Source organism: Hymenobacter aquaticus (assembly GCF_004765605.1).
Classification (GTDB): domain Bacteria; phylum Bacteroidota; class Bacteroidia; order Cytophagales; family Hymenobacteraceae; genus Hymenobacter; species Hymenobacter aquaticus.
Map to the genome: position 1 here is coordinate 1,553,832 of NZ_SRLC01000002.1, position 18,856 is coordinate 1,572,687.

Genomic DNA, 18,856 nt, shown 5'->3' on the forward strand with positions numbered 1-18,856 from the left:
AAAAACGCCCGTTTGATTTGGAAAAGGAAGAATATGCCGTAGCTTTGCAACCCAATCCACACCCGGTGACGTGACCGAGTGGCTAGGTAGAGGTCTGCAAAACCTCCTACAGCGGTTCGAATCCGCTCGTCACCTCTCTTTATTTTAGTTCCTGTTTTCAGTAGCTCTGTGCCCCGGTCGATTAGCCCCGACCGGGGTTTTTGCTTTTCCGGCCCACCGACATAGCGAACAATACATATTTTTTACCGGGGTTTTATTCGCCGCCGCTGCCGGTGATTATCTGAGCGTGAAATACTTTGGCATAAATGCGTAAAACCGCCCGCCGCGCAAGTTTCTTGAATCATTATCCCTACATTTCATTTCCGCGTACAAGCGCGCACGCACGTATTCCCTTTCCGCCTTTCACCTTATGAAAATTATTGATCTGCGCACCATGCGCGGCCCCAGCTACTGGTCAGTTAAACACCACAAGCTCATTGTGATGAAAGTTGACCTGGAAGACCAGGCCGATAAATGGTCGAACCACTTTCCCGCGCTGGCCGAGCAGCTGCCCAAGCTACTGCCCGAGCTGGGCCAGGCACCCGCCACGGAAACCGAGAAATCAGTGTACAAACACCCACCACTGACGGCCGACCAGCTGCTGGATGGGGAGCCCCTCGGGCACGTTATTCAGCACGTGGCGCTGGCCTTGCAGCGCATGGCCGGCATGCCCGTGTACTGGGGCAAGTCGTATCCGGCGCACCAGGCTGGCGTGGAGTTCGTGGTATTTGCCTACCAGGAAGAGCGGGCCGGCCGCGTGGCGGCCGAGTCGGCGGTGCAGCTGGTGGAGGATCTGAGCCAGAACCGGCCCGTCAACGTGAAGGCCATCGTGGACGAGCTGCACGAGATTCGGGAAGACGAGTTTGTGGGGCCTAGCACCTGGAGCATCGTGTCGGAGGCGGCCTCGCGCAACATTCCCTACATTCAGCTCAAGAACAGCAACATCATTCAGCTGGGCTACGGCGTCAACCAGAAGCGCATCTGGGCCACCACGACCAGCTACACCTCGCACGCCGGGGTGGAGGTGGCCGGCAATAAAAACCGCACCAAGGCCATGCTGAAGGATGCGGGCGTGCCGGTGCCCAAGGGTACCACCGTCTATTCGGAAGCCGGCCTGCGCGACGCCATCGACGAGCTGGGCTTTCCCATCGTGACCAAGCCCCTGGACGGCAACCACGGCAAGGGCGCGACCATCCGCATTATGAACTGGGATGATGCCGTGGAAGGCCTCAAAGCCGCGCAAGCGTACTCCCGGGCCGTTATCGTCGAGCAGTTCATTGAGGGCGACGATCACCGCCTGCTGGTCGTGAACGGCAAGCTCATTGCCGCCGCCCGGCGTACGCCGGCCGCCGTAACCGGCAACGGCACCAATACCATTCAGGAGCTCATCAACGAGGTCAACAAGGACCCGCGCCGTGGCATCGGCCACGAGAAAGTGCTGACCAGCATCAAGGCCGACCAGCACACGCTGGACATTCTGCGCGCCCACGATCTGACGCTGGACTCGGTGCTGCCGGAAGGCCAGCAGCTGTACCTGAAAAGCACCGCCAACATCAGCACCGGCGGCACGGCTACCGACGTCACCGACCTGGTGCATCCCTACAACGTGCTGCTGGCCCAGCGCGTGGCCGGCATCGTCGGCCTGGATATCTGCGGCATCGACGTGCTGACTTCCGACATTGCCATTCCCCTGAACGAGACGCGCGGGGCGGTAATTGAGGTAAACGCCGCGCCGGGCTTCCGGATGCACATTTCGCCCGCCGACGGTCTGCCCCGCAACGTGGCCGAGCCGGTGGTGGACATGCTGTTTCCGCCCGGCAGCAACGCCCGGATTCCGATTTTTGCCGTGACCGGCACCAACGGTAAAACCACGACCACCCAGCTGTTGTCGCACATTGTGGCCTCGAAGGGCTACAAGGTGGGTCATACCACGACCAGCGGCATCTACATTCAAGGCGTGCAGCTGCAGAGTGGCGACTGTACCGGGGGCCAAAGCGCCGAGTTTGTGCTGAAAGACCCCACGGTAAACTTTGCCGTGCTCGAAACGGCGCGGGGCGGCATGCTTCGCTCCGGCCTGGGCTTCCACACCTGCGACGTGGCGGTAGTAACCAACGTAGCAGCCGACCACCTGGGCATGCGCGACATCTATACGGTGGAGGAAATGGCCCAGGTGAAGGGCGTGCTGCCGCGGACGGTGCGCAAAAACGGCTGGGCCGTGCTCAACGCCGACGACGACCTGGTGTATGCCATGCGGGAGAAGCTGGAGTGCCGCGTGGCTTTGTTCAGCATGGACGAGCACAGCGCCCGGGTGCGGGAGCACGTCGGCAATGGCGGACTGGCCGCCGTGTACGAGGAAGGCTACATCACCATCTACAAGAACAGCTACAAGCTGCGCATCGACCGGGCCGCTGAGTTTCCGATTACGTTTGGGGGCCGGGCGACCTTCAACATCGAAAACTCGCTGGCGGCGGCCCTGGCCTGCTACTGCTACGGCTTCGACAAGGACGACATCAAGCTGGCGCTGCGCACGTTCGTGCCCTCGGCCACCAAGACGCCCGGCCGCATGAACGTCTACAAGTTTCCCAACTTCGAGGTCATCGTCGACTATGCCCACAATACCCACGGCATCGGTAAGTTCGCGGAGTTCCTGAACGCCACCGAAGCCACCCACAAAGTAGGTGTGGTATCGGGCCTGGGCGACCGGCGCGACGAGGACACGCTGAGCTTCTCGCGCATCGCCGGCCAGATCTTCGACGAGGTAATCCTGCGCCAAGACCGGGACCTGCGCGGCAAAACCAAGGAGGAGCTTAAGGACATCATGACCCGCGGCCTGCGCCTGGACAAGCAGGACTTGCCCATCACCTACATCGAAGACGAAATGGACGCCATTGACCACGTGCTCGAAACGGCCAAGCCCGGCTCGGTGGTGGTGCTCTTCACCGAGAACATCAAGGCCACGCTGAAAAAGCTGGACGAGTTTGAGGCCCGCAGCACGGTGGCCGCTTCGTAAAGCTGACTTTCGGCCAACAAAAAAGCCCCGCAGTACTGCGGGGCTTTTTTTGTGGCTATTCGAATTGGGAAGCAGGGGAGCCGTTCACCGAATCCGACTCAACCTTAACGTCCGTGGTCCTACTTCAGGGTGAACGTCGATTTGCCGATCATCACTCCGCCGGAGTACAGCTCCACGGTGTGCAGGCCGGTTTTGTAAGCGGCTCCCTTGGCGTACACGAACTGCACGGGCTGGCGGGTGTTGTCGAACACGATTTCCTGCTTGGCCGTGTAGAAAGCCTCCGCGCCGTCAATCATGAACGTGCCGCCGCCGGTGCTCAGGTTATACAGGGCCGCGCCGTCGGGCTCGATCAGGCGCATCATGATTTCCTTGGTTTCCTTCGGCGACACGTCGTTGCGGGCCAGGTTGAAGGTCACTTTTACCTTTTCCACGCGCTTGGCCCGGAACTCGTTGTCGTCGTCGTCCTTTTCCTTGTTGCGGGAGTTAATCACGCCGACGCGGATATTCTCGGCCTGCAGGCGCGAGGCAATGTTCACTTTCTCGGCCAGCTCCTGGTTGGAGCGCACTACCGTCGTGATGGTGTCGGTGAGCTTGTTCTGCCGCTCTTTCAGCGTGGTGGTTTCGGTGTAGAGGGCTTCGTTGTCGCTCTTGAGCTGGGCAATTTCCTCGTCCTTTTTGCGGAGCTGGTTTTCGAAGTTGGCAGCCCGCTGCTTGAAGCGGTTCTGCTCGGCAATCGAGAAGCTGCCGGCCTTGAAGGAGCGCAGCTTCAGCAAGTCAGCGTTGATGGCGGCAATTTTGGCTTCGAGCGAGTCGTTGGCCAGGCCCATGCCCTGCACTTCCTGGCTCTGGCGCTCGAAGTCGGCCTTCAGCGTTTCGTACTGCTTGATCTGCTCTTCCAGCTTCGAATCCTTCACTTTCAGGTCGGCCGTGAGCTGCTCATTCTGTTTACCCTTCTGCTGGTTCATGTAGAACAGCAAACCGTTAATGCCCAGCAGGACCAGGATAAGGGCCACAATCAGCAGGACACGGTTGTTGTTCTTGGGCTCGGTGCTTTGGTTTTGTTCCATTGCGGAGGGGGTTAAATGAAGCCCGGACTGTCCGGACGGTGGGTTACCTTTATGCACAAAAATAAAGGGATTGGCTACCCAGGCAAGTTTCGCGAATAAATACTACATCTGCATGCCATTGGATTCACCGCTCGACGCCGCGTACTGGAGTACGCGCTATACGCTGGGGCAAACCGGCTGGGATGCCGGCGCCATAACGCCGCCCCTGCGGGATTATTTTCAGCAGATGACCCTGCCGAAGACGGCCCGGATTCTGATTCCCGGGGCCGGGCGGGGGTATGAGGCTGAGTATCTGCATGCTGCCGGTTACCCCAACGTTTTCGTGGCCGACATTGCGCCCGAAGCCTTACGCGACTTGCAGCAGCGGGTTCCGGATTTCCCGGCGGCCCACCTGCTGGAACAGGATTTTTTCGCGCTGTCCACCGCGCCGCCCTACGATTTAATCGTGGAGCAAACCTTTTTCTGCGCCCTCGACCCCGCCCTGCGGCCCGCCTACGCCCGGCAGTGCGCCGCGCTGCTGCGGCCCGGCGGCACGCTCATGGGCCTGCTCTTCGATACCGAGTTCAGCCAGCCCGGCCCACCCTTCGGCGGCAGCCAGGCCGAATATGAATCGTACTTTGCGCCGTATTTCGACTTCGTGCAGTTTGAAACGGCCCCCAATTCCATTAAGCCCCGGCAGGGGCGGGAGTTGTTTATCTGCTTAACCAGGAAAGCCTAAGCTTGTGCGCCCGCCCCAAACCATGTTTGCCGCCGGCATTGCCCTGCTGGGAAAAGTGCTGAACGTCGTGCTGCTCGTGGTGTGCGGCGGGGCAGCGGGCTGGGCCGGGCGGCTGTTTCTGAGCCGGCGGGCGTTGCCCTACGACGCGGCCGGTCGGTACTACAACGCCCGCACCGGGGTGCTGTACGACCAGCAGATCGTCTGGGTCGCGCTGGGCCTGGCGCTGCTGTTTGGCCTGCTGACCGGGCTGCTGCTGGTGTCGGCCTACAAGCTCTACTTCCCTTCCAAGCGGCGCCCCGGCCGCTGATTTCTTCTACATTCTTCCGCTGCTTTACCTTTGCTTTCCATGATAGACTCCCTCGCCAACGTGCTGCCCCATTTTCGCAATACCAACTCCGGCCAGTTTTTCCTGATGGCCGGGCCCTGCGTCATTGAGGGCGAAGACATGGCCCTGCGCATCGCCGAAAAGGTGAAGCACATGACCGATAAGCTCCAGATTCCCTACATCTTCAAGGGTTCCTACCGCAAAGCCAACCGCTCCCGCCTCGATTCCTTCACCGGCATCGGCGACGAAACGGCCCTGCGCATCCTGCAGAAAGTCGGCCGCGAAATCGGGGTGCCGACCGTGACGGATATTCACGAGTCGGAGGAAGCTGCGCTGGCCGCCGAGTACGTGGACGTGCTCCAGATTCCGGCTTTTTTGTGCCGCCAGACCGATCTGCTGGTAGCCGCGGCCAAAACCGGCAAGGTGGTCAACGTGAAGAAGGGCCAGTTTCTGAGCGGCGAGTCGATGCAGTTTGCCGTGGATAAGATCCGGCAGTCGGGCAATGAGCACGTGATTCTCACCGACCGGGGCAACTCCTTCGGCTACTCCGACCTCGTAGTGGACTTCCGCAACCTGCCCGCCATGCGCAGCTTCGGCGTGCCGGTGGTGATGGACGTGACCCACTCCCTGCAGCGCCCCAACCAAAGCAGCGGCGTCACCGGCGGCCAGCCCGCCCTGATTGAAACCATTGCCAAAGCCGCCATTGCCGTGGGTGCCGACGGTCTGTTCATCGAAACCCACCCCACGCCCGCCACCGCCAAATCGGACGGGGCCAACATGCTGGCCCTGGATCAGTTGGAAGCCCTGCTCATCAAGCTCACCCGCGTGCGGGAAGCCGTGCGGTAGAGTTTAGTTGTCAGTTGTCAGTTGATATTTCGTTTTGCCTGACAACTGACAACGAACAACTGACAACTAAGACGATAGGTACTTAATTCGCTCCAGCAGCTTGTCTACCGCGTTGTTGAAGCGCAAAGTGAAGTGCTGCTTGGGCTGATTTTTCCGGAAAAAGACCAAGCCGATAAAGAACAGGTCGATGGTAAGGCTCACCTCCGGGTGAGCCTTTATCGTGTGCCAGGCCCGCTCCATTTCCGCCGACCAGTGAATGTCGTCCAGGATAAACAGGCTGCGCTCGGTGCGGTAGGGCAGGCACTGCTCGAAGTAGCGCACGGTGGGCTCGTAGCGGTGGTTGCCGTCGAAAAAGGCGAAGTCGAGGGGGGCAGGCAGGGCGGCCAGGGCCGGGGCCAGGGTGTCGTCGAGGTTGCCCTCCACCACGTCGATGTTGCGCAGTTGCAGCGTTTCGAAGGTTTGCCGGGCCACGGCGGCCGTTTGGGGGCAGCCTTCGAAAGTAAGAACCCGGGCCTGGGCGTTGGGCGCGGCCAGGTAGGCCGTAGTGAGGCCCAGGGAAGTACCCAGCTCCAGAATGGTGCGGGGCTGAAAATGATTGACCAGCCGGAACAGCAGCTGCGCGAAGGGCCGGGGCTTGGCGGCGGCGCGGGCAATGCTGCGGATGCTGCGCTGCCGGCCCGCCCCGGTGTGGGAGCCGGCCCCGAAGTCGCGCACGGTGAGTAGGGTATTGTCGTGCAGCAGGGCCGCGCGCCGCGCCTCGATGGGCTCGTAGGCAGCAAAGGCGCCGTCGTGGTTGATGACGTGGGTGTAGAGCCCAAAAACGAACGGGGAATGCAACCCATGTGCATTCCCCGAGCGGAGTAAAAATCGGATGTAACGGAAAGCCTGGAACAGCAAGAATCGGTGCTTAGTGCCTGGTATATAGTGCTTGGCAAGCTGGGAGTCACCGTTCGAGCCAGGCACCAGGCACCAGGCTCAAAGCACTAAAAATCTAGTTCAGGCGGTAGGGGACGACCAGGGTAAACTCCGGAATGTCGACGGCAAACTCCCGGCCATCCACGAGGCGCTCCATCTGGTAGGAGCCGCGCATCTTGCCCAGGCCCGACTTCAGGTTACAGCCCGACACGTACTGGTGCGAGTCGCCGGGCTCCAGCACGGGCTGCTGACCGACCACGCCTTCACCTTCCACTTCGCGCACTACGCCGTTGGCATCGTAGATGTACCAATGCCGGCGGAGTAGCTTTACGGTGTATTCGCTGCCGTTGAGAATATCAATCTTGTAGGCAAACACGTAATGCTCCTGGGCCGGGCTGGAATAGTCAGGCAAATAATTGGTCGTAACGCTAACGGTAACGCCCTGCGTAGTCGTCGTATTCATGGCTCCTGTGCGGTTCTGTGAAGGACTAACAACCGTGTCCGGAATTTGGTTTATCTACGCAGCGGCGGCCCCGAAGGACTGACCACACCGCAAAAAAACTTTCCCCTTATGTCCGTAAAGATAGAAGAAAGCTGGCGCAAGGTACTCGCCGCCGAGTTCGAAAAACCATATTTTCAGCATCTCATTACGTTTGTCCGCGGCGAATACGCCACGACCACCGTTTACCCGCCCGGCCCCGCCATTTTCCACGCTTTCGACGCCTGCCCGTTCGACCAGGTTAAGGTCGTGATTCTGGGCCAGGACCCCTACCACGGCAAGGGCCAGGCCAACGGGTTGTCCTTCTCCGTGGCCGACGGCGTACGCACGCCGCCCTCCCTGCAAAACATCTTCAAGGAGCTGCAGGATGATATTCCGACCTCGAGCCCGCCCGCCAACGGCAACCTGGACCGCTGGGCCCAGCAGGGCGTGCTGCTGCTCAACGCCACGCTCACCGTGCGGGCCAAGGAGCCCGGCTCCCACCAGAAAAAAGGCTGGGAGCAGTTCACCGACGCCGTCATTCAGCGCATCTCCGACGAAAAGGAGCACGTGGTCTTTATTCTCTGGGGTGCCTACGCCCAAAAGAAAGGCGAGGTCATCGACGAGAAAAAGCACCTGGTTATTCGCTCGGCCCACCCCTCGCCCTACGCCGCCGACCGGGGCTTCTTCGGTTCCCGGCCTTTCAGCAAAACCAACGCCTACCTCCAGCAGCACGGTGAAAAGCCCATCGAGTGGTAGCTGCCTATTCTGGATAAGCCATGCCTTCCTCCGCCATTCCGCTGCTGTCCGGCCAGGTATACCACCAGCTCTACTTTCAGGGGGAAGGCCGCTCATTGAACCCGCTACCGAGTGGAAGCAGTACCATCGAGCACTTCGAGATTCATCGGCGCGACGACTTCCGCTACAAGTGCAAGGATACCATTGCGGCCAACCGCATTGATTTCTACCTGGTGTTCATCGTCACCGGTGGGGAAGGCGTGCACACGTTTGGGGCAGAGGAGCACTACGTGCGCGAAAATATGCTGTGCTTTATCGGTCCCCATACCATTACCAGCTGGCAAACCACCGTGCCCGACCACCAGGGCTACTTCTGCGCTTTCTCGGAGGACTTCTTCAACGTGGACCGCACCGACAAAAGCCTGCTGCGCAGCCTGCCGTTTTTCCGGGTGGCGGGCGGGGCCAGCGTGCTGCCGCTGCGGCCCGAACAAACGCGCTACTTTCTGGAGCTGATGCAGCACATGGAAGCCGATTATCTGGCCCATTCGCCCGCCCGGGCCCCGCTGTTGCGCACTCAGCTACAGCTGCTGCTGCAACGGGCCTACGCCCTGTACCGCGAAACCAACCCCCAGGCCGAGCAAATGCACTCGGCCGGCGTGCAGCTCACCAACGCTTTCCTGGCGTTGCTCGATGCCGACATGGCCGGCCTGCGCCGGGGCCGGCCGTTGCGCCAGACCACCGTGCGCGAGTATGCCGAGCGCCTGCACGTGAGCCAGAACCACCTCAACGACGTGGTGCGGGCCCACACGGGCCGCTCGGCCGGCACGGTGCTCCACGACCTGCTGGCCAAAACGGCGGCTATGTATCTGGTCAGCTCGGCGCTGCCCGTGGGCGAGGTGGCCCGGCTGCTGGGTTTTGCCAGCGCGGCCTACTTTACGCGCTTCTACCGGCGCCACACCGGCCAGACGCCTTCCCAAACCCGGCGCGGCGGCCCGAAAACCGTGGAAAGTGCAACTACTTCCGTAGAAACGGCCGCGCACTAAAGGGCGGGTTCGTGGTTGTATGGATGGCTGCCGCAAGCCGCGGCCCATCCTTCACTTTACGCTACCCGTCATGGATCTGCAGCTCACCAACAAAACCGTTCTGATTACCGCCTCTACCGGCGGCATTGGCCTGGAAATGGCCCGCGCCTTTGCCCGCGAAGGGGCCCGCGTTATCGTCAATGGCCGCACTGAGGCCAGCGTGGCGCAGGCCATAGCCCAGCTGCAGCAGGAAATGCCCGAGGCCGCGCTGCTGCCGCTGGCCGCCGACAATGGCACTCTGGAAGGCACCGCCCGCACCACCGAGCTGTACCCCGAAGTCGACGTGCTGGTCAATAACCTGGGCATCTACGAGGCGACGGAGTTTTTCGACACCACCGACGCGGCCTGGCAGCAGCTGTTTGAGGTCAACATTATGAGCGGGGTGCGCCTGAGCCGGCACTATCTGCGCGGCATGCTGGCCCGCGGCACCGGGCGGGTGCTGTTTATCAGCAGCGAGTCGGCGCTGAACCCGGCCCCGGAAATGGCCCACTATAGCGCTACCAAGATGATGCAGCTTTCAATTTCGCGCAGCCTGGCCGAAATGACGAAGGGCACGGGCGTCACGGTAAATTCCCTGCTGCCGGGCTCGACCCACACGCCGGGCGTGGAGGAGTTTATCAAGCAGGTGTTTCCCGACGAGGCCGACTACCCGGCCGCTGAGCGGCGCTTCATGGCCGAAAACCGGCCCACGTCCCTCATCGGCCGCCTGATTCAGCCCCGGGAAATTGCCGACTTTGCCGTGTTTGTGGCCAGCCCGCTGGCCGGGGCCATCAACGGCGCCAGCCTGCGCGTCGACGGCGGGCTGGTGCGCAGCGCCGTCTGAGCCATCCGCAACCGGCCACGTGGGTTAAACGACAACGCCCAGACTCCGTGCGGGGTCTGGGCGTTGTCGTTTGCCGGAAGGCAGCCAGCTTAGTCGATGAAGTTGAACAGGCGGCTCCAGCGGATCTTGTGGAAGAAGTCGGCGTAGGGGTCGACCGACATCCAGATCAGCACGGCCTTGCCCACGACGTGGTCGGCGGGCACGAAGCCCCAGTAGCGCGAGTCCAGGGAGTCGTGGCGGTTGTCGCCCATCATAAAGTAGTAGTCCTGCTTGAACGTGTAGCTGGTCAGGGGCTTGCCGTTTTGCAGCAGCACGCCGTTTTGCATCGTCACGCCCTCATTGTGCTCGTAGCGCATGATGATTTTCTGGTAGATGGGCGTGTTTTCGGGCGTAATCTGCACCGTCTGGCCTTCCTTGGGCAGCTGCAACGGGCCGTAGTTGTCCTTGTTCCAGTTTTTGGCAATGCCGGTGATGGAAGGCGTGCTATGCGGGTAGTCGGGGTTGTTGGGGAAGACGTCGGCTTCGCCCTGGCCGGCGGGAGCTTTGTCCTGCACGACGCCTTTGATAAAGGACTGCTGCTTGAAATAGTCGGCGGTTTGGGGCGTGGCATCCACGATGTAGGCCGGGCCCATTTCGCCCAGCATCTGGGGCTGGGGCACGCCGGTGGGGTTGTTGAAATCCGAAATGCCCTGGTCCTGGAACACCTTGGCGCGCACCGGCTCGTTCACCTGCAGGAAGTAGCGGTTCTGGCTCTGGGGCGGGTTGGCGGCGGGTTTGCCGTTCACGTACACCTGCGTGTCCTTTATTTCCAGCACGTCGCCGGCCACGGCCACGCAGCGCTTGATGTAGTTGGTGCGCAGGTCGGCGGGGTGCTGGCTTTCGAAGGGCACGTTGAACACCACCACGTCGTTGCGCTTCACTTCCGAGAAGCCGGGCAGGCGGTAGGAGGGCAGCTGAATGGCGTCGGAGTAGCTTTTCAGGCTGGAGCCCCACAGCGTCTGGTGCGTCAGGGGTACTTGCAGGGGCGTCTGGGGCGTGCGGGGGCCGTAGTGCAGCTTGCTCACAAACAGGTAGTCGCCCACCAGCAGGGAGTGCTCCATCGAGGGCGTCGGGATGGTGTAGGCTTCGAACGTGGCCCAGCGAATCAGCGTGGCGGCCACGACGGCAAACAGGATGGCATCACCCCACTCCCGGAAAAAGCCCTTGGGCTTCTTGACGGGAGTCGTAGAAGGGTTAGCGGCGGCGGTATTGGCAGCGGCGAGGCGCTCTTCCCAGGATTGAACGGCCATAAGTCGGCAAGAATGAAGGCAAAGGGCAACCCGTGCGGGCTGCCGTTGAAGGCGGTAATATCCGAATAATTACGCGGGAACGATATAGTTTTCCAACGTCGGGCGGCCCGGGCGTATTACAATCCGAGCAGATCTTTCATTCCAAATACGCCCCGGTGGCTGGGCAGCCACTCGGCCGCCAGCAGGGCGCCCAGCACGAACCCGTCGCGGGAGTGGGCCTCGTGCTTGAGCTCAATCTGGTCGACGGCCGAGGAGTAGGTCACGATGTGGGTACCGACGACCTGGCCCGTGCGCTCGGAAAGGATAGCTAGCTCGTTGGCTTCCGTCGTGGGCTCGTTGCGCCAGGTGGTCTTGCCGGGGAAGTTGCGCAGAATGCCTTCCGCCGCCGTCAGGGCCGTGCCGCTGGGCTGGTCGACCTTCTGGGTATGGTGAATTTCGCGCACCTGCACGTCGTAGCCGCCGAACTGGTGCATTTTGGCAGCGATGTACTCGTTGAAGTGAAAGAAGAGGTTCACGCCCACGCTGTAGTTGGAGGCGTAGAACAGGGCCCCGTTTTTTTGCTGGCACAGGGCCTGGGCCTCGGCAAAGTGGTGGAGCCAGCCCGTGGAGCCGCACACCACCGGAATGCCCTGTTGCAGGCAGGCCATGACGTTGGCGAAAGCCGCGTCGGGGTGGGTAAATTCAATGGCCGCGTCCACGGTGGTGGAGTCGAAGTCGGCAATGCGGACTTCGGGGCGGGAGGGGTCGACGATACCCGCAATCTGGTGGCCTCGGGCCACCGCTTGGGCTTCGATGGCCTGGCCCATTTTGCCGTAGCCAATCAGGAGCAGCTTCATTCAGTAGGGCGCCTGGGGCGCGAATTATTCAGGGTAAGAGTAAACGTGAGGCCCGGCGTAAGAGCCGCCGTGGGCACCCACAGCAGGGAGGGCTGCCAGTGCAGGCCCAGGTCGTCGCTGATGTCGAAGTCCTTGAGGTGGGCATCGACCACCGCGTCCAGAATGGTGAGGGTGTAGGCCAGGGCGGCGTAGGCAATGAAGGCGTCGCGCTGCGTGCGGTACGCCGTAAGGCCCCGGTAGGCGTAGGCGCTGTCCCGTATCTGCGCGGCGTTTGGCCCCGATGGTAGTCGGCCGGCGCGAAAGTCGTAGTAGGCAGTGCGGTACTCTTTGTAGAGCTTCTGGTAGAAAATCTCGCCGTAGAGTGTGCCGCCAATGGCGCCGTACACCAAGGGTAGCTTCCAGTACTTGCGGTTGTAGATCTGGCCGGCGCCGGGCAGGATGGCCGCCAGAATCCCGGCTTTCTTGGGCCGGGTCATCGTGAAGCCGAACAGCTTTTCGGTGCGCCGGGACGCCTGCGTGACGGCCGGGGTGCTGACTACCGCAGAATCGGGGCCGGCCGTGACGGTTTGGGCCTGGGCCGGTTCTGCCAGCGGCAGGAGCAGGGCCAGCAGCGCCAGGGCAGCCAGTCGATTCGGAGGCGTAGTCATAACGAAGGTTAGGCCGGTTGCAGAATGTGCAGAATACGCTGCATGTCTTCTACCGAGTCGAACGCAATTTTGATTTCGCCATTGCCCTGCGGCCCTGGCTTTACCAACACTTTGCTGCCAAACCGGTCGGAGAGGAACCGCTCGGTGCGGCGCAGCTCGGCCACCGGAATGTGGATCTGGGTGTCTTGCACGGCCTGGGCCGAGGGGGCGTCGGCTTTGCGCGGGGCCACCAGGCCGGCGCGCACCAGCTGCTCCACCTTGCGCACCGACAGCTCCTCGGCCACGATGCGGTGAAACAAGGCCAGCTGCTGCTCGGCGTCGTCGATGTTAATCAGGGCGCGGGCGTGGCCCATGCTGATGACCGTGTCGCGCAGGCCGATCTGAATGTCGGGCGGCAGCTTGAGCAGGCGCAGGTAGTTGGTCACGGTCGAGCGGTTTTTGCCCACCCGGTCGCCCAGCTCTTCCTGCTTCAGGTTACACTCGCTCACCAGCCGCTGATAGCTCAGGGCAATTTCAATGGCGTTGAGGTTTTCGCGCTGAATGTTCTCGATCAGGGCCATTTCCAGCATCTGCTGGTCGTCGGCCTTGCGGATGTAGGCCGGAATCGAGTCGAGGCCGGCCAGCTTGGAGGCTTGCAGGCGCCGCTCGCCCGAAATGAGCTGGTAGGCGTTGGTGCCGGTCTGGCGCACCGTGACGGGCTGGATGATGCCCTGAATCTTGATGGACTCGGCCAGCTCCTGCAGGGCTTCCTGGTCGAAGTGGGTGCGGGGCTGGTAGGGGTTGGCCTCAATCTGCCCGACGGGGATGAAGCCGACGGAGTTCATGGGGTGGGGCACCAGGCCGACCCGGTCGCTTTTCTTCTCGTAGCTGCCTTCGATCAGGGCGTTCAGGCCGCGGCCGAGGCCACCGATTTTGCGTTTGGCTGCTGCGGGAGCGGCCGCCGAAGCATTTTTCTCTTCGTTCTTCTCTGACATACCTACATTCCGTTTCCACCCAGTGCCAGGGGAAAGCAGGAGTCAAAAATACACAAAGCCGGGGGAAGCCGGGGAAAAAATGTTCCACGGGCCCGAAATAATCGTGGAACATTGGCTTGGTCGGTTGGCTTTCAGGGATTTGTCGTGGTAACCGTCCCTTGCCGCCGCAAGCCACTGCGCAACGGTGGCAACGGCCCGTGACCAGGTGTCAATGAGTTGTGACGAGGTGTCAATGGCCTCTTACGAGGCGTCAACGAGCTGTGACGAGGTGTCAATGGCCTGTGAAGGTGTGTCAACGAGCCGTGACGAGGCGTCAATGGCCTGTGAAGGTGTGTCAACGAGCCGTGACGGGGTGTCAATGGCCTGTGACCAGGTGGCAATGGCCTGTGACGGGGCGTCAATAGCCTCTTACCAGGTGTCAACGAGCTGTGACGGAGCGTTGATGGCTATTCATTATCAGGTGCGGGGGATTCGTAGCGGCGCTGCTCAGGAGAAAATACTCGCCGGCGCGGACGCCTCGCGAAGTGGCACTTCGCGGTACTGACGCCCGAGCGAGGCCGGTCTTTCGGCCTTACTTGTCCGTAGCCTGAGCGGCAGTTGGCTGATTTTCGAGGCTGAAATTCTCGAAGGCCACGGTAGCCGAGGCCGGGCCTTTGGCCAGGATGCCGGCCCGCACGCCCCGGTCCCAGGGCGGCAGGTAAGCGCCGTTGATGGGGGCGGTGAGGCCGGGCAGGTGTTGCCAGGTGCGGCCGTTGTCCGGGCTCCAGGAGAAGCGGAATAGGCTGCCATTCTGGGCTTGCAGGCGCAGGGTGAGAGCGGCGGCGGCGGGCAATTTTACTTCGCCGAGGGTTTTTTGCCTGCCCTTTTCGAGTTGCCAGAGCTGGAGCTTGCCGTTGCCGACGGTCAGGGCCAGGGTGTTTTCCGGGTCGCCGTGGGCGGCAATGCCGGCTATAGTGCCGGCGGGCAGCTTGGCGGGGCTGAGCAGGGTGGTGGTGGCGGTGTAGTCGGCGGTGGTGGTGTGCTGGCCCAGCACGGCCCCGCTGTGCTGCGGCTGGGCCGTGAGCAGCAGCTTGCCACCCCGGAGCGCCACGGTGGGCCGCTCCTGCACCGGCCACTGCCAGGAGGGCAGCAGGGTGGGCTGGTCGAACTCGTCGGTGAGGTTGCGGGGCGCTACGTTGGCTTGCCGGGGAGGCACCGGGTTACTGTTTTTGAAAGCGGGCCAGCCGTCGGGCGTCCAGCTAAACTCGCTGATGACGCCCTGCCGGCCCACAAACTCGAAGCTGCGCGTGTCGTAGGCGTGGTGCAGCATGTACCAGCGCTGGCCGCGGGTGAAGACGGTGCCGTGGCCGGGGCAGGCCCACTGCTCGTTTTTGGTCAGGATGGGGTTCTGCTCGTACTTCTCCCAGGGGCCGAGCAGGCTTTTGGAACGGGCCACCCCGATGCCGTAGGTGCAGCCGTGGCCGCAGCAGCCGTTGCCGGCATAAAAGGCGTAGAAATACGCGTCGCGCTTCACCATGCAGACGCCCTCCACCAGGTTGCCTTCCCAGGGAGCAGTGTTGCGAAACAGCTCTTTTTTCTCGCCCACCAAGGCCGTATGCTCCTCGTTCAGGCGCTGAGCCCAGATGGGCGTGGGCTGCTGCACGCTGTTGCCGTCCTCCTTCCAGATCAGGTAGAGCTGCCCGTTTTCGTCGCGCATCGGAAACCCGTCGATGGAGCCGTCGGGCTGGGCCACCAGCGGGCCGTGGTCGGTGTAGGGGCCCTCGGGCCGGTCGGCGCTGGCAATGCCCACGGCCAGGTTGCCGTCCTTTTGGTGGGCCGTATAATAGATGTAGGTCTTGTTGCCTTCCTGGCTGATTTCCGGGGCCCAGAAGTAGTAGTCGGCCCAGGTCGGCAGCTCCTGGGGAAACACGTGGCCCACCAGCTGCCAGTCGGTCAGGTTCGTGGAGTGCAGCAGCGGAAACGCCGGCCCCCAGTTCGACGACGTGGCCGTGGCCCAGTACGTGTCGCCGACCTTGGTAATGGACGGGTCGGGAAAGTCGCCCGGCAGCACCGGATTGACGACGGACAGCGCCGGCAGCTCGGCTCCGGCCCCGGTTTGGGCGGTAGCCGCCGGGGGCGTGCCGCCGCTGGTAGTGGCCCGCTGGCAGGCACCGAGCAGCAGGCTCAGGGCCAGCAGCAGGGCGGGCGAAGTCTTGGGAAGGTAAAGCATGAACGGAAGGAGCAGTCAGGTAAAAGAGCGGGAGAGCAGAAAAGCCGGGGCCTATTCCCCGGCCGGCTTGGGCAGGGCGGTGCCCGTGGCGACGGGCGGGCCGAAGTTGGGCGTGCCGTCGGCGTTCCAGGTGAATTTCTGCATGCGCGGGCTCCGGTTGTCGCCGCAGCCCTGGCCGGGTTGGGGGTTGGCGTGGTAGAGAATCCAGTCCTCGGTGCCGTCCTTGCTTTGGAAAAAGCTGTTGTGGCCGGGTCCGAAGGCCCGCCCCGCCGGATTTTTTACGAAAACCGGCGTCGCCGTTTTCGTCCAGGCAGTGGGCTTCAGCGGGTCGGCGGTGGCGGCGGCCGTGAGCATACCCAGGGCGTAGTCGTCGGTGCTGCAGTGGCTGGCCGAGTAGATGATGAAGGTTTTGTCGGCGTGCCGGAGCACTTCCGGGCCTTCGTTCACGGCCGGGCTGCCGATCTGCTCCCAGCTGTACTCGGGGTGGGAAAGCTCGACGCGGGGAGCAACCAGGGTCCAGGGGTTGCTCATTTCGGCAATGTAGAGGCGCTGCACCGGGCTGCTGGCCACCTCGTGCCCCGACCAGAGCAGGTAGCGTTTGCCGTTCTGCTCCAGCACCGTGCCGTCGATGGCCCACAGGTCCTGGCCGGGCACGGCAATGCGGCCTTTATCGACCCAGGTGCCGGTGGTGGGGTCGGCGCTGGCGTTTTCCAGCACGTTGATGCGGTGCCCGTCGCAGCAGAGCGGGTCGGCCGAGTAGTAGATGTACCACTTGCCGTCGAAGAAGTGCAGCTCCGGGGCCCAGATGTCGCGCTGGTTGGGGCCCGGCGTCCAGACTACGGTGCTGACGGCCGAGCCCAGCTCCGACATCTTCGCCGTTTTGCGAATCACCAGGTTGTTGCCCGTCGTGTGCATGTAGTAGTACACGTCGCCGCGGCGGATAACCCAGGGGTCGGGCCCGGCCGGGAGCAGCGGGTTGGTGAAGGTGGTCGTCGTGGAGGGCGGCGTGACGGGCGCCACGGAAACGGCGGCCTTCTGGCAGGCCAGCGTGAGGGCCAGCAAAGTCAGAGGAAGCAGACGGCGGAAAAAGGTGGGCATACGGGTGGAGGTGAGAAGGGAAAAAATCAGGAGGGCGGCCAGCGCTCCTGCGTGAAACGGGGTGGCGGCCGCGCGGCCTTAGTGCAAGACAGCAAACGAAAGGGCCGCTCCGGCGCGGGGCCGGGGCGGCTCTTTCGTTTGCTTCGTCAGCACGGGGCTACCACTGCGGGTTCTGCTGGAGGCGGTTCAGGTCGACTTCGCTTTGCAGCAGCGGCAGCAGGCGCGACTTGCCGACCACGAAGTTGCCGAAGTCCGGGTCGCGGGCCTTGAGCAGGTTCACGGAGGCCGCATCGGCGAGCAGGCCCCAGCGTTGCAGATCAAACCAGCGCACCCCTTCGCCCGTGAGCTCCGTCACCCGCTCGTGCATCAGCTGGGTGCGCAGCGCTTCCTTGGTCAGAGTAGTGGGCAAGGGCGCCAGGCCGGCCCGCTGCCGCACCTGGTTAACCAGCGGAATGGCCGCGCCGGGGTTGCCCTGCTCGTTGATGGCCTCGGCCTGTAGCAGCAGCACGTCGGCGTAGCGCATCACCCGCTGGTTGATGGGCGAGTCGAAATCCTCGAACGCGCGGTAGTAGTCGGTCTGGTACTTGCGCCAGTACACGCGGGAGCGGTTGCGGGCGTCTTTGCCGTAGCGGGTCAGAAAGCCTACGCCGTACACAAGGGTATCAGCATCGGATGGCAGGGCCGAGGGAAACTGGGTTTGGTCGCGGCGGTTGTAGAACACGGTAGCGGCCAGGCGCGGGTCGCGCTGCCCGGTGGCCGTGGGCTCCTGCAAAAACTCGCGCACCACCCAGGGCCTCACCTCGCCGTCGTTGAAGCCGAAGCCGGGCACGCCCCAGAACTGGGAGCGTTGCCCGCCCTGCGAGGAGGTGGCGTCGGGGCCGCCGCCGGCGTCGTTGCCCCCTTTTTTCTCGTCGGAGAACTGCACCTCGAAAATGGATTCCTGGTTGTTTTCCGTCGTGTGGCGGAAGTTGTCGGTGTAGTTAGCCACCAGCCGGTACGTGCCCGAGCTGATTACCTGCGCGAACTGAACCTGGGCCTCGGCCCAGCGCTTGTTTTGCATGTAGGCCTTGCCCAGCAGGGTCGTGGCCGCGCCCTTGGTGGCCCGGCCCACGTCGGTGCCGGTGTAGGTAGCCGGCAAATCGGCCTGGGCGACCTGCAAATCGGCAATTACCTGGGCCCACACCTGGGCTTCGTTGCCCTGCGCGGGCACGGTGTTCAGGTCGGTCGGCACGCCCAGGGCCAGGGGCACGTTGCCGTAGAGCGACACCAGGTTATAGTAGCTCAGCGCGCGCAGAAAGCGGGCTTCGGCCAGCACCCGGCGTTGCAGGATCGGGTCCATGCCCTGAATGCCGGGCACTTTGTCCAGCACCTGATTGCAGCGGTAAATGGTGCGGTAATGGTCGCGCCAGATGTTGTTCGACACCTCAAAGTTGTAGTTCGGGTGCAGGAAGCGGGTGAAGTCGGCCAGCTCGCCCCAGGGGCTCTGGCTGAAGCCGGTGTCGTCGCGCAGGTCGAAGGCAAAGTTGAGCCAGCGCCGGTACATGCCCAGCCCCTGCAAGCCCGCGTAGCAGGCCGTGGCCGCCTTCACGGCATCGTCGCTGGTTTTCCACGACGTTTCGACGGTGGGCAGATTGGGGTTGGCCTGGTCGAGGAGGTCTTTCTCACAGGCTGTTGCGCCCAAGAGCAGCAAACCAGCCAGTACCAAGCGGGTCAGAAACATAGATTTCATAGGGAGGAGCCTGAAGTTCAGAGAGAAAATGCG

Annotated in this window: 17 protein-coding genes and 1 tRNA gene; 8 read left to right on the top strand and 10 right to left on the bottom strand. The window is 62.6% G+C overall.

From position 1 onward, the window contains the following. The first annotated feature begins 64 nt into the window (after positions 1-64). Both E5K00_RS19245 and cphA read left to right on the top strand, forming a co-directional pair. A tRNA-Cys gene (locus E5K00_RS19245) sits at positions 65-135 on the top strand. 274 nt (positions 136-409) lie between these two features. Continuing rightward, positions 410-3,049, top strand: coding sequence for a cyanophycin synthetase (gene cphA, locus E5K00_RS19250; protein ID WP_135464894.1), 2,640 nt, complete (start codon positions 410-412; stop codon positions 3,047-3,049). A gap of 119 nt (positions 3,050-3,168) precedes the next feature. Here cphA and E5K00_RS19255 read toward each other — a convergent pair whose 3' ends face one another. After that, on the bottom strand, positions 3,169-4,116 hold the full coding sequence (locus tag E5K00_RS19255; RefSeq protein ID WP_135464895.1) for a hypothetical protein: 948 nt from the start codon (positions 4,114-4,116) through the stop codon (positions 3,169-3,171). 112 nt (positions 4,117-4,228) lie between these two features. Between E5K00_RS19255 and E5K00_RS19260 the strand changes: the two genes are divergently transcribed. From E5K00_RS19260 to kdsA, 3 genes are read left to right on the top strand one after another with little or no spacing between them, the layout of a single operon-like run. Continuing rightward, on the top strand, positions 4,229-4,834 hold the full coding sequence (locus E5K00_RS19260; protein ID WP_135464896.1) for a methyltransferase domain-containing protein: 606 nt from the start codon (positions 4,229-4,231) through the stop codon (positions 4,832-4,834). A gap of 4 nt (positions 4,835-4,838) precedes the next feature. Then, entirely contained in the window at positions 4,839-5,141 is a 303-nt protein-coding gene (locus E5K00_RS19265; RefSeq protein WP_135464897.1) for a hypothetical protein, read from the top strand. Positions 5,142-5,180: 39 nt separating this feature from the next. Beyond that, on the top strand, positions 5,181-6,005 hold the full coding sequence (gene kdsA, locus E5K00_RS19270) for a 3-deoxy-8-phosphooctulonate synthase (protein ID WP_135464898.1): 825 nt from the start codon (positions 5,181-5,183) through the stop codon (positions 6,003-6,005). 66 nt (positions 6,006-6,071) lie between these two features. Here the strand turns inward: kdsA and E5K00_RS19275 are convergent, their stop codons facing one another. Together E5K00_RS19275 and apaG are read right to left on the bottom strand one after the other, a co-directional pair. Then, complete coding sequence (locus E5K00_RS19275; protein ID WP_245328351.1) at positions 6,072-6,842, bottom strand: O-methyltransferase; 771 nt, start codon at positions 6,840-6,842, stop codon at positions 6,072-6,074. 154 nt (positions 6,843-6,996) lie between these two features. Further along, the gene (apaG, locus tag E5K00_RS19280) at positions 6,997-7,383 is read right to left on the bottom strand and encodes a Co2+/Mg2+ efflux protein ApaG (protein ID WP_135464900.1); all 387 of its coding nucleotides are present in this window, start codon (positions 7,381-7,383) and stop codon (positions 6,997-6,999) included. A gap of 108 nt (positions 7,384-7,491) precedes the next feature. Here apaG and E5K00_RS19285 point away from each other — a divergent pair, with 108 nt between their 5' ends. The 3 genes from E5K00_RS19285 to E5K00_RS19295 all read left to right on the top strand — a co-directional run bounded on the left by E5K00_RS19285 (position 7,492) and on the right by E5K00_RS19295 (position 10,041). Further along, positions 7,492-8,157, top strand: coding sequence for a uracil-DNA glycosylase (locus tag E5K00_RS19285; protein WP_135464901.1), 666 nt, complete (start codon positions 7,492-7,494; stop codon positions 8,155-8,157). 20 nt (positions 8,158-8,177) lie between these two features. Beyond that, positions 8,178-9,179, top strand: a complete 1,002-nt coding sequence (locus E5K00_RS19290) for an AraC family transcriptional regulator (RefSeq protein ID WP_135464902.1) — start codon at positions 8,178-8,180, stop codon at positions 9,177-9,179. Between the two features lie 70 nt (positions 9,180-9,249). Next, a complete protein-coding gene (locus E5K00_RS19295) occupies positions 9,250-10,041 on the top strand; it encodes an SDR family NAD(P)-dependent oxidoreductase (protein WP_135464903.1) in 792 nt (263 codons plus the stop codon). A gap of 89 nt (positions 10,042-10,130) precedes the next feature. On the opposite strand, the gene lepB is transcribed toward E5K00_RS19295, so the two are convergent. The 7 genes from lepB to E5K00_RS19330 all read right to left on the bottom strand — a co-directional run bounded on the left by lepB (position 10,131) and on the right by E5K00_RS19330 (position 18,823). Next, on the bottom strand, positions 10,131-11,330 hold the full coding sequence (gene lepB, locus E5K00_RS19300) for a signal peptidase I (RefSeq protein ID WP_135464904.1): 1,200 nt from the start codon (positions 11,328-11,330) through the stop codon (positions 10,131-10,133). 116 nt (positions 11,331-11,446) lie between these two features. Then, on the bottom strand, positions 11,447-12,166 hold the full coding sequence (gene dapB, locus E5K00_RS19305) for a 4-hydroxy-tetrahydrodipicolinate reductase (protein WP_135464905.1): 720 nt from the start codon (positions 12,164-12,166) through the stop codon (positions 11,447-11,449). Further along, a complete protein-coding gene (locus E5K00_RS19310; RefSeq protein ID WP_135464906.1) occupies positions 12,163-12,813 on the bottom strand; it encodes a DUF5683 domain-containing protein in 651 nt (216 codons plus the stop codon). Before E5K00_RS19310 ends, dapB begins: the two co-directional genes overlap by 4 nt. 8 nt (positions 12,814-12,821) lie before the next feature. Further along, the gene (locus E5K00_RS19315) at positions 12,822-13,787 is read right to left on the bottom strand and encodes a ParB/RepB/Spo0J family partition protein (RefSeq protein WP_135464907.1); all 966 of its coding nucleotides are present in this window, start codon (positions 13,785-13,787) and stop codon (positions 12,822-12,824) included. A 571-nt stretch (positions 13,788-14,358) separates the two neighbouring features. Next, entirely contained in the window at positions 14,359-15,996 is a 1,638-nt protein-coding gene (locus tag E5K00_RS19320) for a family 43 glycosylhydrolase (RefSeq protein ID WP_135464908.1), read from the bottom strand. Positions 15,997-16,047: 51 nt separating this feature from the next. Next, positions 16,048-17,094, bottom strand: a complete 1,047-nt coding sequence (locus E5K00_RS19325) for a glycoside hydrolase family 43 protein (RefSeq protein ID WP_135464909.1) — start codon at positions 17,092-17,094, stop codon at positions 16,048-16,050. Between the two features lie 157 nt (positions 17,095-17,251). Next, complete coding sequence (locus E5K00_RS19330; RefSeq protein ID WP_135464910.1) at positions 17,252-18,823, bottom strand: RagB/SusD family nutrient uptake outer membrane protein; 1,572 nt, start codon at positions 18,821-18,823, stop codon at positions 17,252-17,254. Between the last annotated feature and the right edge of the window lie 33 nt (positions 18,824-18,856).

Excerpts from the sequence above, each read along its gene's own strand:
- lepB (WP_135464904.1), bottom strand. The coding sequence starts at position 11,330 with ATGGCCGTTCAATCCTGGGAAGAGCGCCTCGCCGCTGCCAATACCGCC.
- cphA (WP_135464894.1), top strand. The coding sequence starts at position 410 with ATGAAAATTATTGATCTGCGCACCATGCGCGGCCCCAGCTACTGGTCA.
- dapB (WP_135464905.1), bottom strand. The coding sequence starts at position 12,166 with ATGAAGCTGCTCCTGATTGGCTACGGCAAAATGGGCCAGGCCATCGAA.
- E5K00_RS19320 (WP_135464908.1), bottom strand. The coding sequence starts at position 15,996 with ATGCTTTACCTTCCCAAGACTTCGCCCGCCCTGCTGCTGGCCCTGAGC.
- E5K00_RS19330 (WP_135464910.1), bottom strand. The coding sequence starts at position 18,823 with ATGAAATCTATGTTTCTGACCCGCTTGGTACTGGCTGGTTTGCTGCTC.
- E5K00_RS19310 (WP_135464906.1), bottom strand. The coding sequence starts at position 12,813 with ATGACTACGCCTCCGAATCGACTGGCTGCCCTGGCGCTGCTGGCCCTG.
- E5K00_RS19260 (WP_135464896.1), top strand. The coding sequence starts at position 4,229 with ATGCCATTGGATTCACCGCTCGACGCCGCGTACTGGAGTACGCGCTAT.
- E5K00_RS19255 (WP_135464895.1), bottom strand. The coding sequence starts at position 4,116 with ATGGAACAAAACCAAAGCACCGAGCCCAAGAACAACAACCGTGTCCTG.
- E5K00_RS19295 (WP_135464903.1), top strand. The coding sequence starts at position 9,250 with ATGGATCTGCAGCTCACCAACAAAACCGTTCTGATTACCGCCTCTACC.
- kdsA (WP_135464898.1), top strand. The coding sequence starts at position 5,181 with ATGATAGACTCCCTCGCCAACGTGCTGCCCCATTTTCGCAATACCAAC.
- E5K00_RS19290 (WP_135464902.1), top strand. The coding sequence starts at position 8,178 with ATGCCTTCCTCCGCCATTCCGCTGCTGTCCGGCCAGGTATACCACCAG.
- E5K00_RS19325 (WP_135464909.1), bottom strand. The coding sequence starts at position 17,094 with ATGCCCACCTTTTTCCGCCGTCTGCTTCCTCTGACTTTGCTGGCCCTC.
- E5K00_RS19315 (WP_135464907.1), bottom strand. The coding sequence starts at position 13,787 with ATGTCAGAGAAGAACGAAGAGAAAAATGCTTCGGCGGCCGCTCCCGCA.
- apaG (WP_135464900.1), bottom strand. The coding sequence starts at position 7,383 with ATGAATACGACGACTACGCAGGGCGTTACCGTTAGCGTTACGACCAAT.
- E5K00_RS19285 (WP_135464901.1), top strand. The coding sequence starts at position 7,492 with ATGTCCGTAAAGATAGAAGAAAGCTGGCGCAAGGTACTCGCCGCCGAG.